Annotated in this window: 9 protein-coding genes; all 9 read right to left on the reverse strand. The window is 54.2% G+C overall.

The genetic code is table 11. The features are described from left to right. Window positions 1-18: 18 nt before the first annotated feature. The 9 genes from GJQ55_RS12215 to GJQ55_RS12255 all read right to left on the reverse strand — a co-directional run bounded on the left by GJQ55_RS12215 (window position 19) and on the right by GJQ55_RS12255 (window position 14,685). Window positions 19-744 carry a glycosyltransferase family 2 protein gene (locus tag GJQ55_RS12215; RefSeq protein WP_229367417.1) on the reverse strand — a complete coding sequence of 242 codons (726 nt, stop codon included), beginning with the start codon at window positions 742-744 and terminating at the stop codon, window positions 19-21. A gap of 108 nt (window positions 745-852) precedes the next feature. After that, entirely contained in the window at window positions 853-1,872 is a 1,020-nt protein-coding gene (locus tag GJQ55_RS12220) for a glycosyltransferase family 4 protein (protein WP_228345240.1), read from the reverse strand. After that, window positions 1,869-3,122, reverse strand: a complete 1,254-nt coding sequence (locus GJQ55_RS12225) for an O-antigen ligase family protein (protein ID WP_228345241.1) — start codon at window positions 3,120-3,122, stop codon at window positions 1,869-1,871. The genes GJQ55_RS12220 and GJQ55_RS12225 overlap by 4 nt, the downstream gene beginning before the upstream one ends. 35 nt (window positions 3,123-3,157) lie before the next feature. Beyond that, entirely contained in the window at window positions 3,158-3,637 is a 480-nt protein-coding gene (locus GJQ55_RS12230) for a chemotaxis protein CheW (protein ID WP_228345242.1), read from the reverse strand. Further along, window positions 3,618-4,649, reverse strand: a complete 1,032-nt coding sequence (locus GJQ55_RS12235; RefSeq protein ID WP_228345243.1) for a chemotaxis protein CheB — start codon at window positions 4,647-4,649, stop codon at window positions 3,618-3,620. Before GJQ55_RS12235 ends, GJQ55_RS12230 begins: the two co-directional genes overlap by 20 nt. A 1-nt stretch (window position 4,650) precedes the next feature. Continuing rightward, window positions 4,651-11,121 (reverse strand): Hpt domain-containing protein, encoded by a 6,471-nt coding sequence (locus tag GJQ55_RS12240; RefSeq protein WP_228345244.1) that lies wholly within the window; start codon window positions 11,119-11,121, stop codon window positions 4,651-4,653. Next, window positions 11,118-12,008, reverse strand: a complete 891-nt coding sequence (locus GJQ55_RS12245; protein ID WP_228345245.1) for a CheR family methyltransferase — start codon at window positions 12,006-12,008, stop codon at window positions 11,118-11,120. Before GJQ55_RS12245 ends, GJQ55_RS12240 begins: the two co-directional genes overlap by 4 nt. Before the next feature lie 27 nt (window positions 12,009-12,035). Next, the gene (locus GJQ55_RS12250; RefSeq protein ID WP_228345246.1) at window positions 12,036-14,087 is read right to left on the reverse strand and encodes a methyl-accepting chemotaxis protein; all 2,052 of its coding nucleotides are present in this window, start codon (window positions 14,085-14,087) and stop codon (window positions 12,036-12,038) included. A gap of 73 nt (window positions 14,088-14,160) precedes the next feature. Continuing rightward, window positions 14,161-14,685 (reverse strand): chemotaxis protein CheW, encoded by a 525-nt coding sequence (locus GJQ55_RS12255; RefSeq protein ID WP_228345247.1) that lies wholly within the window; start codon window positions 14,683-14,685, stop codon window positions 14,161-14,163. Window position 14,686: the final 1 nt, after the last annotated feature.

The following is a 14,686-nucleotide window of genomic DNA, read 5'->3' on the forward strand; positions in this document are numbered from 1 at the left end:
AACCGCTCCTGCGGTTTTTTATTGTTGGTTAAACTCAAATAGTTTAGCTTCTTTTAAAAACGCATACATAGAATCTACGCATGAGTAAACCAGCCCACGAATACCAGACAAGAACATTCGCTTAAAAAAATAAACCTTAATAAAATTCATCGGAAATATTAACATTAACTTCAAAATCGAGGCTTTCTTGCCATGATCATATTTATCCAATGCCTTTAGGGTTGAATATCTATTTTGCTTAAGCATCAAGGTCTCAGTTGAATTGTAACCATAATGTTTCACCAGGCCAGAAATACTTCCAACTTTGGCTGATTTATTTAGGATCAGGTTTTCATGTACTTTCCTATCATGTGGATATCTAGCCACATGTTTTTTAAAAAGCCTTACAATAGATCTTTTTGAAGAGTAACGAGACATCGGTTTATTCCAGAAAAGATCTTCAAAGTGAAGCCTGTATGCCTCGAAATCATTGCTTACAACTGATTTTCTAATACTCTCAACAACAGCTTCATTCAGAACCTCATCACCATCAATATTAACAACCCATTCGTTTTTACATAAAGACATGGCATATTCTTTTTGCTTAGAAAACCCCATCCAATCCTTATGAAAAACTTTTGCTCCATTTTTCTTAGCAATATCAACTGTTGAATCTGTACTGCCAGAGTCTACAAGAATGATCTCATCAAATTGCTTCAATGGTTCCAGAACTTCCTGGAGATGCTCAGCTTCATTTAATGTCACCAGGTAAACACTTACAGGAATGTTTCTCTCCACGGCGAATACTCCAATTCAAATAATTTCTAGCCATTTCTTCATGACACTATCGATATCATATTGAGCAACCATTCTTTATGCTGAAATAGACATTTCAGAATAGTCATAATCATCCATATGTATTAAATGCAAGATACCCTTGCTGAGTTCAAAAACATTATCGGGCTCTATCAGAAGACCATTCTGACCGTTAGAGATCATTTCCGATGGGCCAGTTGGACAATCAAAGGCTACTACAGGAAGGCCGAACTGCTGGGCCTCCAAAAGAACCATAGGAAAGCCTTCATAGCGCGAACTAAGACAATATATTGATGCTGAGGAATAATGATCATCAATTGTCTTTGTTGCTGGCTCAAAAACCACCCTTTTATTTAATTGATTATCCTCAACATATTTCTTGAGTATATTCTCTTGACTACCACTTCCTACAATTTTCAACACCCAATCATTATTAACATTACACACCAGCTTCCAAGCCTTCAGGAGAAGATCGAATCCTTTTTGATCCTCTAGTCGGCCTACTGATAATACAGTTTTATTTTTTTTACTTGGTTTGGATTGAACAAGCTTTTTTTCTACTGGATTTGGTATGGGAAAAATTGAAGAATTGATTTCTTTTAGCCCCTTCCGCCAGTAATCAGCATCTGTATGTGTCAGCGTCACGACTACATCAGAGTATTTAGCTGCCAACTTTCTACCGAGCCCACGTCGTTTCGTAGAGGACCTCGAATTAAAATTAAAATGTTCCCAAGCAATTTTTTTTACGTTCAACCCCATGCAAGCCGTGGCAACATAACGAAACAAAGTAGTGTCAACAACAACCAAGGTTTCAAACTCCCCATTCCTTACTATTCGCCTAAGCTTCCATGCGACGGTGAGGAAATGCCGAGTAAATGAAACTCTTTTTTTTAACGGAAATAAACTGATAACCTTAACTTTTTCATCTAATTTAAAATACGGATGATCACCTTGCACTAAACTCAGAAATGTCACATCAAATCCAAGTGATGCAAACTTACTGGCTATAATACTAGAAACGCACTCTGTGCCCCCAGTACTATTAAGATTAGTGATACAAAACAAAATCTTCTTCAAGAAAGACCCCTAACATTATATTCATACATGGCATTATCATCAGAATCAAAGGTCAAAAGCATCACTATCAAAAATGAATAAATCATGACTCCGTTATTATGCGCAAAGAAAACCTGCGTAATACCAAAATCAATATAAGAAAAAACCAAAACCAGTCCAGCAACAGCTTTCGGAGAGCCTGGATTTCGTCTTAACATCCGATAAAAAATCAACGCAGGAATAAAATACAGAGCAAACAGACTGAGAATTCCTATCAGTCCTCTTCGGGCGCCAGCATCTAGAATCTCATTGTGTGAGTGACTGACGATGGATGGTGCAATAGCTCCCTCTTTACGTAACTCAGCTATGCGAGCCTCATAGCCAGAGCGCCCCATACCCCATAAAGGGCTTTCTGATATAACAATCATACTTCCACGCCATAGTTCAAAGCGGGTTCCGGTCGAAGTGCTACTCACTCCTTCAGAATACACTTCAATATCATGAAAAATCTCAAGAACACGCCCCTGCACCCCAGTGGCTGGTAAAAAATATATTGTCGTCAATAAGAGTGTGACGGATAAAACCACTACGGTAATGATTCTTTTTGACACAACCCCAAAGTATTGCTGGCCAATAAAAAACAATATCAACGGCAAGCCGATCCAGCCTCCTCTGCTCCCGGAAAGGAATGATGCAACAATACCCAGCAAGAATCCTATACTCATTACTGCAATCCATAACGACCTGAATTGCTGTTTGTGCATTGCCCAACGTATTCCAACCAGACACAGCAATCCGAATAGCATGGAGATATTTCCGAACTGAATAGCATTGGTAAAGCCATCAGCTCTGGGCACTCCTATAATCACTCGCTCATACAGCGCTATTGTACCGGCGGCAACAGCAGCAAAAGCGATACCAGACCAGAATGCTGTTTCCCTGGGTGGATATTTCAGGAAATAGAAAATGACGAATATTGCAGCAATAAACCGAAACGGTTTGTCATGCTCTCTCAGTGCCTGATCATGCCAGAAAACCTCCAGATGCCAGAGCAGTGAAAAAACCAAAAAGGTAGCGATGATTTTTTTAATGTCATCTGTTGTTTCAAAGAAACGCCTATTGGAGATTACAACGTATATTCCTGCTAAAAACATGATAATTGCCGGATAAACATACCCGGATGGATAAGTCAGAGACAGAGCGAAAAAAAGAAATACCAGCACGGACGAAATATTGTCTGAAAGAAAGGACATCCTGATGAATCGGGCCAAAATCAAATCCCTTAAATTTTAACAGGGTTAAAAAATCAAATAGTTGCCAGCAAAGCTTCTTCCACTTTATCCAGATCCGGAATCATGGCCGGGTCCTGCCCCAGCGTTACCGCGCGCGCATCGTAACCGCCCATATTCATGGCGTCCACATCCTGTATATCTTTTTCGTGGATGTGTACCAGTTTAGGAATACCCTGAATCAACAGGGCATAGAAAGGCATTTTCTTATTCGCACCGACACCGTTAATAATGGCAAAGCGGGCATTGGGGTTCGGGGCCGGGGCGGTCTGGCGGTTGAGCATTTCGTAGCACACCACAGGAACGGTGACGCCGCGCCAGTCAATACGGCCCAGAATCCAGTCCACGCTGGAGGCGGTGGTCAGCAGGTGTGAGAACGGAATAATCTCAGCCACCGACACGTTAGGCAGCAGCAGCTGTTTGTCTTTCAGCGGAATCAGCAGGCAATCCACCTGGTCTGGTGCGGCCGGTAAGGTTTTAGTGAGCGATTGATTCATGGTTTTGTATCCAGCTGTGTTTAACACGGTTTACCAGCTGTAAGGCCAGCTGGTAAGGATCGCCAATGTAATTTACGCGCCGGGTGGCGATAGCGCTTTCCGGCATGGAAGAGTTGCCGCAGGTGGCCGGGGTTTGTACCCACACCGGCACATCGGGGTCGGTCAGGGTAGCCAGCGCTTCGGCCCCGTCATTGCCCATACCACTGAACAAAATGTATCCGGCTTTGTGGCCATAGCTGCGGCTGATATTGAGTATGACCTGGTCAATGGATGGGCCATAGGGGCCAGGCCAGTCGGTGCCCAGGGTTTGCGGTAACCCCTTATCGTCAAAGCAGAATTCGTGCTGAATCGGTGCCACCAGCACTTCACCGCAACGCAGCGGTTCGCCGGCGCGGAAGTTTTTCAGGCTGTATGCAGCGTGCCGGCCGATGGTTTTGCACAGGCTTTGTTCAAAGCGCGGGTCAATGTGCTGGGCATACACAAAAGCCACCGGCAAGCCGGCGGGTAAGGCATCGAGAAAGGCTTTTACGGCTTCCGGGCCGCCCAGTGAGGCACCCAGCACCCATACGCAGCTTGCTACCTGCTGGCTGAAATCCTGCCCGGCTAAGCTGGCGGGTAGCGGTATGCGGGGGTTTTGCTGCCCCGGCAGCTGCTCCAGTGCCTGGCTGTTTTCGGCCAGCAAAGGGGTTACCTGGGTCAGTTCCAGCAGTTTGCTGTAGAGTTTTTTTTCCCATTTCGGAAAGGTCGGGCAGGTTTTTTGCGGGGCTTTTTCCAGCCCGATCAGCACCGGAATATCGCCATCCAGCAGGTTATCCAGCCAGTGCAGGTTTTCATCGTCTTCGTGGCGGATATCCACCACCCAGGCATCCAGCCTGAGTTCCGCCCCCAGCTCCGGCAAGCGCTCGGGGTCGGTGCTCAGCACCACGTCAAAACCAAAGTGCACTAAGGCGGTTTTGAGCAGGTGCTGCTGCAGCCGGTCGTCGGCCAGTATCCCGACCCGGGGCAGCGCCATATCAGTGCTCCCCGCGTCCCAGCAGGCGGTTCATGGTGCCCAGCAGAATATCTTCCTGGAACGGCTTACCGAGGTATTCGTTCACCCCAATCGACATCGCCCGTTCGCGGTGTTTATCACCGGTACGCGAGGTGATCATGATGATCGGAATGTCTTGTAAGCGTGAATCGTGGCGCACCAGCGAGGCCACTTCAAAGCCGTCCATGCGCGGCATTTCAATATCCAGCAGCATCAGGTCGGGTTTGTGGTCCTGCAGGGTGGCCATGGCATCCACACCGTCTTTGGCGGTGAATACTTCCATGCCGTTACGTTCCAGCAGGCGCGTGGTTACCTTCCGTACGGTTACCGAGTCATCCACCACCAGAATGCGTGGCAGGCGGCTTTCCAGTTCATGACGACGTTCCGCTTCCTGGTGATCCAGCAGTTTGGCCTGCTGGTATTCCAGGCTGGACTGGGTACGGATCATGGCCGGCAGGTCGAGAATGATGACCACCGAACCGTCACCCAGAATGGTACCGCCAGACACACCCATCACGCCGGCGAATTGCGGGCCGAGGGTTTTTACCACAATTTCCCGCGAGCCCAGCAGACTGTCGACCTGCAGGGCAAAGGGTGTGGTGCCCCGCACCAGCAAGACCGGCAATGGCATGGTCTGGGCACTGAACTTGGGTGAGGCTTCGTTTTCCAGCATCACGCCCAGGTATTCAATGCGGTAATCGGTGCTGGCGTAGTGGTACTTACGCTCAGCCTGCGGCTGTTCATACAGGGCCTGCATCTGGTTAACCGGCACCCGCACAATACCCTGAATGTTGTTCAGCGGTACGGCGTACAGGTCGTCGCCGACTTTCACCATCAGGGCGCGGTTGACCGATACGGTGAACGGCAGACGCACCACGAAGCGGGTACCCACACCGGCTTCGGACTGAATTTCGACCGAGCCGCCCATCTGTTTGATTTCGCTGGCCACCACGTCCATGCCGACGCCACGGCCGGAAATCTGGGTAATGGCTTCGGCGGTAGAGAAACCGGCCTGCAGAATAAACTGCAGCACTTCCTGATCCGGCAGCTCGTTCTCATCGCTCATCAAGCCACGTTCAATGGCTTTTTTGCGCACGGCGGCCAGGTTAATACCGCGACCGTCGTCGGTCATGGTGATCAGTACATCACCACCGTCACGGCTGATCTCGAGGTCAATGCTGCCCACGTCCGACTTGCCGGCACTGGCGCGCTGTTCGCGGGTTTCAATACCGTGGTCCACCGCGTTACGCACCATGTGCTCAAGCGGGGAGATCATGCGTTCCAGAATGGTGCGGTCCATTTCGCCGTCGGCGTTGTAGACGCGCAATTCCACCTGTTTATCCAGCTCCAGACTCACCTGCCGCACAATACGGCGCAGGCGCGGCACCAGCCGCTGGAACGGTACCATGCGGGTTTTCATCAACCCTTCCTGCAGTTCCGTGTTCACACGGCTTTGCTGCAGCAGCAGGGTTTCCGCATCGCGGGTCTTGTAGCTGAGGGTTTCTTTCAGATCGAGCAAGTCGGAAGCCGATTCCACCAGCGCCCGCGACAGCTGCTGAATGGTGGAGTAACGGTCCATTTCCAGCGGGTCGAAATCTTCGTATTCCGGGCCGTGACGTTCCTGGCGGAACAGTACCTGGGCTTCGGTTTCCATATCCAGACGGCGCAGCTGGTCGCGCAGACGATCCAGCGTCATGTCCATTTCGTCGAGGGTGTGGGCGAAGTCAGTCACCTGCTGTTCCAGACGGCCACGGCCAATGGAGGTTTCACCGGCCAGGTTCACCAGGCTGTCGAGCAGGTCGGCAGAAACTTTTACCAGTTCCTGCGGTGCTTTGTTGCGCGTCTGCTGTTGTACTTTTTGCTGCGCTTGCGGCTGCGGTTGCTGCGGTTTGTCTGCAACCGGTACCGGGCTTGTGGCCGCAGCAGCCGGACGCAGCGGCACCACATTGGTACCGGCAACAGGCTGTTCCTGTTCCGGTTCCTGCTCTTGCGGTTCGTCAGCCTCAGCAGCTGACGGTACGTCTGCCGGTGGTTGCGGTGCCAGTGTCAGCGAGGCTTCGCCCAGCACCACCAGGCCATCGCCCTGCAGCGCGGCAGCGACCTGATCAACCTCTTGCATCAGCTCATCCTGACGCTGGTAAGCGCCCTGGAAGAAAGCCGCATCGCGGTTAATCTGGCCCTGCTGGGCGCGCAGAATATGGGTTTCAAAATCGTGCGCGAGGTCACCAATCCGGCTGAGGCCAGCCAGCCGCGCCCCACCTTTCAGGGTATGCAATACACGCTGAGCCTCTTCCGGCCCGGCATGCTCGTCCGGTTCCTGTTCCCAGTCATGCAGCGCACGGTCGAGTGCTTCCTGCAGTTCATGAGCTTCTTCCAGGAAAATTTCCAGAATTTCGCGGTCCGATTCGTCCAGCGTTTCGGTATGAATGGCGGCAGAAATGGCCGGAACCGTTTCGGTGGCACTTTCATCGTCCACATAGTCCGGTACTTCGGCATAGGCCTGGCCACGCAGAAAACCACGGATTTCCGCCATCATGGCATCGGCCGGTTCCGGTACTTGCCCGCCACGCACGGCATCCAGCTGCACACCCAGTTCGTCATGGGCGCGGTCGAGCAATTCAAACAACGCTGGTTCGGTACTTAAGCGGCCATCACTGACGTTTTCGTACAGGGTTTCCAGCTCGTGACAGAGATCGGCCACGGCGGCAATTTCCGCCATGCGAGCGCCACCCTTTAAGGTGTGCAGCTCGCGCTGCAGCTGAGCTACCTGCAGTAAATCGTCCGGGTTTTCGCGCCAGCGCAGCAAAGCGGTTTCAACCGATTCACCAATTTCCTGGGCTTCTTCGAGGAAGATTTCCAGGATTTCATCGTCGATGCTGTCGTCGTCAGCGGCGGCCGGCGATTCAGCCAGGGTGATGTCTTCGGCCAGAACATCTTCAGCGAGAACATCTTCGGCCAGAGCATCTTCAGCAGTAAGCTCTTCAGCTTCCGGCGCAGCATTATCATCCGACAACCAATCAGGAACCGCCGCCGGCTCTGCTTCCAGAGTCAGCTCATCAGCGGCCCAGTCATCGGCCGGAATAACCTCTGTGCCTGCGGCCGTATCTTCTGCGGCGGTATCTTCTGCAGCCAGATCAAATGCACTGAAATCAATTTCTTCCGCATCATCACCGGCGTTGAAAGCATCGGCCAGCGTGGTGTGGTCGTCCGCTTCCGGAGCGGCAGCATCGATAAATTCCCAGGTCCGCAGACGTTCCAGCAGGGCTTCCGGGCGCTGGGTTTCCTGACCAGCGGCCAGACAATCCATCAGCGTCAGCATTTCTTCGTGCGCATCGGATGCCAGTGCCAGCAAGCCTTCTTCCGGGCTGGCCTGTTCATCTTCAATACGCTGATACAGTTCGTTCAGCACTTCGGCCAGCAGCTGAATGTGTGGCACTTCAGCTTCGGCGGCACCGGCGGCCACATCCTGCAGATCGCGCCGCAAACCCTGCAGCACGGCCGGATCCTGTTGCTGCTGCCATTGCTGCAGCAGTTCATCAGCATCCAGCAAGGAATCCATACCCTGCGCCAGGAAGCGGGAAATCGCCTGCGGATTCGGGCCGCGGCGTTCCTCATTGCTGCTCTGAATATGCTCCAGCAGTTCGTGTTCCAGCTCGGCCAGGTCGGCCAGATAATCAGCACTGCCGCGCAACGCCTCGGCCTGCATAGCGGCCCGGTCGCCCAGCGCATTACCAATTAACTGGGCGCCGGATGCCAGCATATCGACGACGTCGGCGCTGTTATTCACCTGATAAGAACGCAGCTCTTTAACCAGTTTTTCCAGGGGCGACGCGACTTCAGCAATGGCACCGATACCGGCCATATGGGCGCTGCCCTTTAGGGTATGCAGGGCGCGTTGCAGGTTATCGCTGAGCGGGTTCAGGTAATCCTGTTCGCGCGACGCCTGTACAAAGTCATCCATGGTTTGCAGATGCGAACGGGCTTCGCCTTCAAAGATGTCCAGCAGGCTGTCGTCTTCATCGGCTTCGTCGCTGAGGTTGTCGGCGGTGGCCGTTTCAGCGTCATCAGCGGCCGCGGAAGGCAGGGCTCCGGTAATATCACTCAACGGACCAACCGTTTCGCCCGCTGCCAGTGCAAAGGCGTAATCCATCAGCGGCTGGGTATTCACCCCGGCTGGCCGCTGGTTACGGAAATCGTCAATCAGACCCGGCAACAGGGTAATAACGTGGTCGACCAGGCCAATCAGTTCCGGAGTGATGACGATGGTGTTGTCGAGCACCCGGTTGAACATATTTTCAATTGACCAGGCCAGCTCGCCAATGGTCGCGGCCTTTACCATGCGGCCGCTGCCTTTCAGGGTATGGAAGGCACGCCGCACGGTGGTCATGGCTTCTTTATCGTCCTGATCGGCTTTGAATTGCGGCCAGTATTCATTCAGGGTTTCGGTAACTTCGTCGGCTTCTTCGAGGAAGATTTCGATGATTTCATCGTCGATAAGGTCATCATCGTCGTCTGCCGCGGCGGCCGGTTCAACTGCCGGCGCTGGCGCGGCATCAGACACCTGCCCGGATCCGGTTTCAGATGCGGTTTCCGGTTCTGCCTCAGGAGCGGCTTCAGGCCCATCTTCAGGCCCATCTTCCGGCATGGCGGCCGGTTCAGGAACCGCTGCCGTCAGCATTACTTCTTCTTCATCCGGGCCGGCGGCGGCATCGAATTCACCGGCTAATGGCAGGCCAAGGTGTTCGTCGCCGTCAAGGCTGATTTCTTCCGCCACCACGTCAGCAGGCGCGGCCGGCAGCGGCGCGGTCAGGGGCAGATCGCCCAGTGCCCGTTCGGACCGCTGCAATAAGTCATCACCGGCACTGCGCGGATTTTCGCTGTAGCGCTCGAGGAAATATTCCACCCCGCTGAGCACATCGGCAAAGGTGTCCAGTACCGACCACTGCGGTTTCAGACCCGCATCGATCAGTTGCTGCTGCACAAAGGCCGCGGCATGACGCAACACCGCCGCTACCCGTGGCAGCGGAATCATATTCAGCGAGCCTTCAATGCTGTGCAGCTGCCCCGGTACGTCCTGCAGCTCGGCGACGGCCCACTGGTTGGCGATGTACGCCACCACAGAGTCTTTAACCTGCTCCAGCACATTGCGGGCTTCACGCAGTACGGCTTTCTGGGCATCGGACAGCGCACTCTGGCCCACTTTCATGGTCAGATCGCCTTCGCGCTGCATGCCACTGAGCGTGGCTTCGATGTACAGCAAGGCACCGGCCACATCCAGCAGCGCTTCATCCGTGGCCTGGCCATTCGCCAGCATCTGTTCAACCGTGCTTTGTTGTTCCTGCATCACCTTGCGCGGCATGCCCAGACCGAGCATACCCATGGTGTCGCCGATTTGTTTCATGCTGCCGGTCAGATCACGCAGGGCATCGATGCGGTTGTCATCACTGCGCACCAGTAAATCAAAGCGGTCTTTCAGCGCGGCAATTTCTTCGACCAGCGCCCCCAGCACATGGCCAACAGTAGCGCGGTCAGGCCCGGCCAGCGCATGGCGTTCCTGTTCAATTTCTTCTTCGCTCGGCAGCGCCTGACGCAGACCAAACTGTTCTTGCACCTGGCGGATGGCTTCACCCTGGGCATCGGTCCGGGCTACATAAAACAGCAGATTTTTCAGCAGCTCAGCCGGTGCCGGCTGATTAATAGCGGCCACACCTTCTTCAATGGTGGCTTTCAGCAGGTGGTCCAGCTGCCGCAGCAATTGCTTGGCGCTGGAGGGCAGGTGCTGTTGTTTCTGCAACCATTCGCTGAACGCCAGCGCCGGCAGCCAGACAATCCCCTGCGGCGTATGGCCGAGGGTTTTGTGCAGGCGGGCAAAGGCTTTGTTCAGGTATTGCTTGGCTACATCCGGTTGTTTGTTTTGCAGTAATTGCAGCGTGGCGGTCTGCAGCATCTGCCGCACTTTACGCGCCCACTGGGCAAAATCAGCCGAGCCAACGGCCTGCGCCTGCTGCGGACTGAGTGGGGCGTTATGGCGGATAACCGGGGCAAACAGTGAGGTTTCTGACAGGAAGGCTTCGCCCCGGGCGGAGCGCAGTTCGTTCAGAATAGGCAACAAGACCACCGGCAAATCGCGTCGGCCGACTTTGACGTGTTCCAGATAATGCGGCAGCTGAATAATGGCCTGCATGAGGATCTCCAGACCCTCACGCTCATTCTTCAGTGCAGCGGATGACAGGGCAGAGGCAACGGCTTCCATTTCTTCGGCCAATAAGGCCGCGCCATAGAATTCGACCATCTGCAGCGTACCGTGAATCTGGTGCAGGTAGCTCAGGCAAAACTTCAGCCGGCTTTTATCCTGGGGATTCTCCACATAGGCTTCCAGCGCTTGCTGTGCCTGTTGCAGGGTTTCTTCGATTTCCCCTTTTACCCACTCCAGAGCGATGTAATCCTGGCTCATCGCCTTGCGCTCTCCCCTTCAGAATTCGTTTTTTTCCGCACGAATGCGGATACCCGGCTGCTGTGAATCTGCTCCAGCAGCGGATGCTGGTAATCCACCATCTCGCCCAGACCAATCACCAGAATGCCACCCGGTGCCAGGCGCTCGGCCAGCACGTTCAGGATTTCCCGGCGCCGCCAGCGGCGGAAATAAATAAGCACGTTCTGGCAATAAATAACGTGCTGCGATTGCAGCGGACAAGCGGCCAGATTAAGAATATTGACCTGACTGAAACAGCTGCGCTGACGCAGCTCGTCGTTGATCTGCAGCGGCTCACCGGCCTGCTGCGGTTTAAAACCAATGGCCGCATAGGCCTGCGGCACCCATTGCAGCGCCCGGGGCAGATAACGGCCGGCCCGTGCTTTGCGCAATACAATGGTGGAAATATCCGTACCGGTTACCGCGTAACGTTTGCCGGCCGGGGTTAAGAAACGCTCACCCACCATGGCCAGACTGTAGGCTTCTTCACCGGACGAACAACCCACGCTCCAGAATTCCAGTGTTTCGTCGGCACCCAGCTCGGTGGCCTTTTGCTGCACATATTGTTCAACAAAGGCAAAAGCATCCGGGTCACGGAAAAACCGGGTTTCCTGCACGGTCAGGCGATCAACCAGCGTGGTCCACTCAATGGCACCGGACGGCCCGGCCGTAATGCGCTCGTAATACTGCTCGTAACTGTCGCAGCCCACTTCGCGCATCCGCAAACCCAGGCTGGTTTGCAGGAATGAACGGCGCTGGGAAGCCAGACACATACCCGTACGTTCTTCCAGCAGGCTCTGCCAGCGCAAGAACTGAGTATCGTCCAACTCCGGCACAGCGCTCATGGCAGCCCGTAACGGTTGGTTCATAAGTGGTTACCCGGCCAGCCGCTGTGCTTAAAGCACCTGCCGCTGGTCGCCCAGGCCGGATTCCGGCAGCTTAAAGCCGGCTACCGATTCACGCAGCTGGTTGGCCATTTCGGCCAGGTTACCAATCGACTTCGCCGTAGCCGTGGTACCGGCTGAGGTCTGCGAGGTAATTTCCTGAATAACGTTCATCGTGTTGGAAATATGACCCGCAGAAGAAGCCTGCTGACGGGCAGCGTTGGAAATGTTCTGAATCAATTCCGCCAGGTTTTTCGATACGTTTTCAATTTCTTCCAGGGCCACACCGGCGTCCTGCGCCAGACGGGCACCACGTACCACTTCAGAGGTGGTGGTTTCCATCGAAATAACCGCTTCGTTGGTGTCGTTCTGAATCGTTTTAACCAGCGCTTCAATCTGCTTGGTTGCCGCGGCTGAACGCTCCGCCAGACGCTGTACTTCGTCCGCAACCACCGCGAAGCCCCGGCCGGCGTCACCGGCCATGGACGCCTGAATGGCGGCGTTCAGCGACAGAATGTTGGTCTGGTCAGCAATGTCGGTAATCAGGGAGATGATGTCACCAATCTCCTGCGAGGATTCACCCAGACGTTTAATCCGCTTGGAGGTTTCCTGAATCTGTTCACGGATGTTATCCATGCCGTTAATGGTCGCCTGTACCACTTCCGCGCCTTTGTTGGCGATCGCTACCGACCGCTCCGCTACCGCAGACGATTCCGAGGCGTTGGCCGATACCTGGTCAATGGATACCGCCATTTCGTTAATCGCGGCAGAAGCACCGGCAATTTCCTGCGCCTGGTGCTCAGACGCTTCGGCCAGATGCATCGCTGTGGCCTGGGTTTCCTGGGCCGCCGAGGATACCTGTACCGCCGTATCGTTAATGGCAGATACCAGCGCGCGCATCTGGTCGATGGCGTAGTTGATAGAGTCGGCGATGGCGCCGGTAAAGTCTTCGGTTACCGTGGCTGAGGCGGTTAAGTCACCGTCCGCAAGGTCAGCAATTTCGTCCAGCAGACGCAGAATCGCCATCTGGTTCTGTTCGTTTTTGCTGGCGGTCTGGTCCAGGTCACGACGGGTTTCGCGGTAAGACAGCACCCCGAAGGCCACCATCATCACAATCGCCAGCAGCGCGGCAATATAGCCAACCGCCTGCAGCACGTTACGCTGCGTGGCACCGGCCTGAATGTTGCCGGTCAGAATAGAGGTTTGTTCCAGCAGGGCGCGGGAATCTACGAAAATCGCGTCAGATGCTTCCCGCACCTGGAACAGTTCCGGTGAGGTTTCCAGAATTTCATCGACGGAACCGGATACGAATTCGAACAGCTCAGCGACTTCTGCCAGCGCAAAGACCGCTTCTTCGTTGGTTACCTGGGAAATGTTCATGGCCACGTTGCCCTGAATCATACCGTTCAGAACCCGGCCAAACAGCGAGGCGTCACGACCGAAGGCGTCCGCCGCCATTACCGCGTCTTCGCCACCAGCCAGTACTTTAACAACAGACCGTACAATACGCTCCGCCAGCCATGACTGACGTTGTGCCACAGCGACCTGCTCCGCCGGAGCGCCACTGTCGAGCAGAATTTCTACAATTTCGTCGTATTCCACCTGCAGCTGCGGAATGGTTTCCGCCAGTGTCGCGGCTACTTCGTGCAGCGACAGAATTACGTCCTGAGTGCGGATAATCTGGTCAGCGTTGCCTTTTACTTTATTCCACAGCGTCTGTACGTCCGGCATGGCATCCAGCTTGGCGGCCGACAGGCCCGTTTCGGCATTACCTTTGGACAGGTAACCCCAGCGCTGCTCGAAGTTGTCACGGGCAGTACGCAGTTCGGCGAAGGCCTCGCGTTTACCACCGGCCGCTTCTACCGCGTTCTTTGCCACTTCCTGCGACAGCACGCGTAACTCACCGGCGTGTTCAAGGTACTGATCGTCGCGGTTTGCCAGGGCGTTCACATACACCGTAATACCGATGAACACCGCCAGAAACACAAACAGCAATCCGGCCAGAATACCGTTAAGGCGATTCCGGAAGACTGCTGATAAGACGCTTCCTGTATTTCTGCTCATGCCAATTTCTCCACACTCACTGCATGCAATTTATAGTTATCAGCTGCCCGTCGGCAGATTCGGTTGCGACTGCTTAAACAGCAATCTGCAGAAATTCCGGTGCCTGAATCAGCTCGCGCAGCTGAAACACCGGCCATTCCTTTCCGTCACGGTCAAACCCATCCGCAGCAAACTTGGCCAGCGCCGGGTCGGTCTCGTTCATTTCGCGCCGGGTATCCACAGCAAACTGCTGCATCCCCAGCACCGCATCCACCAGCAGGCCGGTAAGGTGGTCATCCTGCTCGACCACCAGCACCCGCCGGCTGCGCCAGCTGGCACGGGACGGCAGCCCCAGCAAACCGGCCAGATCCATTACCGGCACCAGCCGGCCACGTACGTTAGCAACACCCAGCACCCAGCTGCGCACACCGGGCACCTTGGTTAAACGGGGAGGTTGCAGAATTTCGGCGACATCATTCATATCGGCGGCAAAGACTTGCCCGGCCAGCATAAAGCCCACGCCCCGCCAATACGTAACGGCCTCTACCTGTTGTGGCAGAGCCGAGGCATTGCGGCGACTACGGTCAGCAATATCCAGCAGCAGGGCAAAAGGATGCATA

Origin of the sequence: Venatoribacter cucullus (genome assembly GCF_016132445.1) — a bacterium.
GTDB lineage: Bacteria > Pseudomonadota > Gammaproteobacteria > Pseudomonadales > Oceanobacteraceae > Venatoribacter > Venatoribacter cucullus.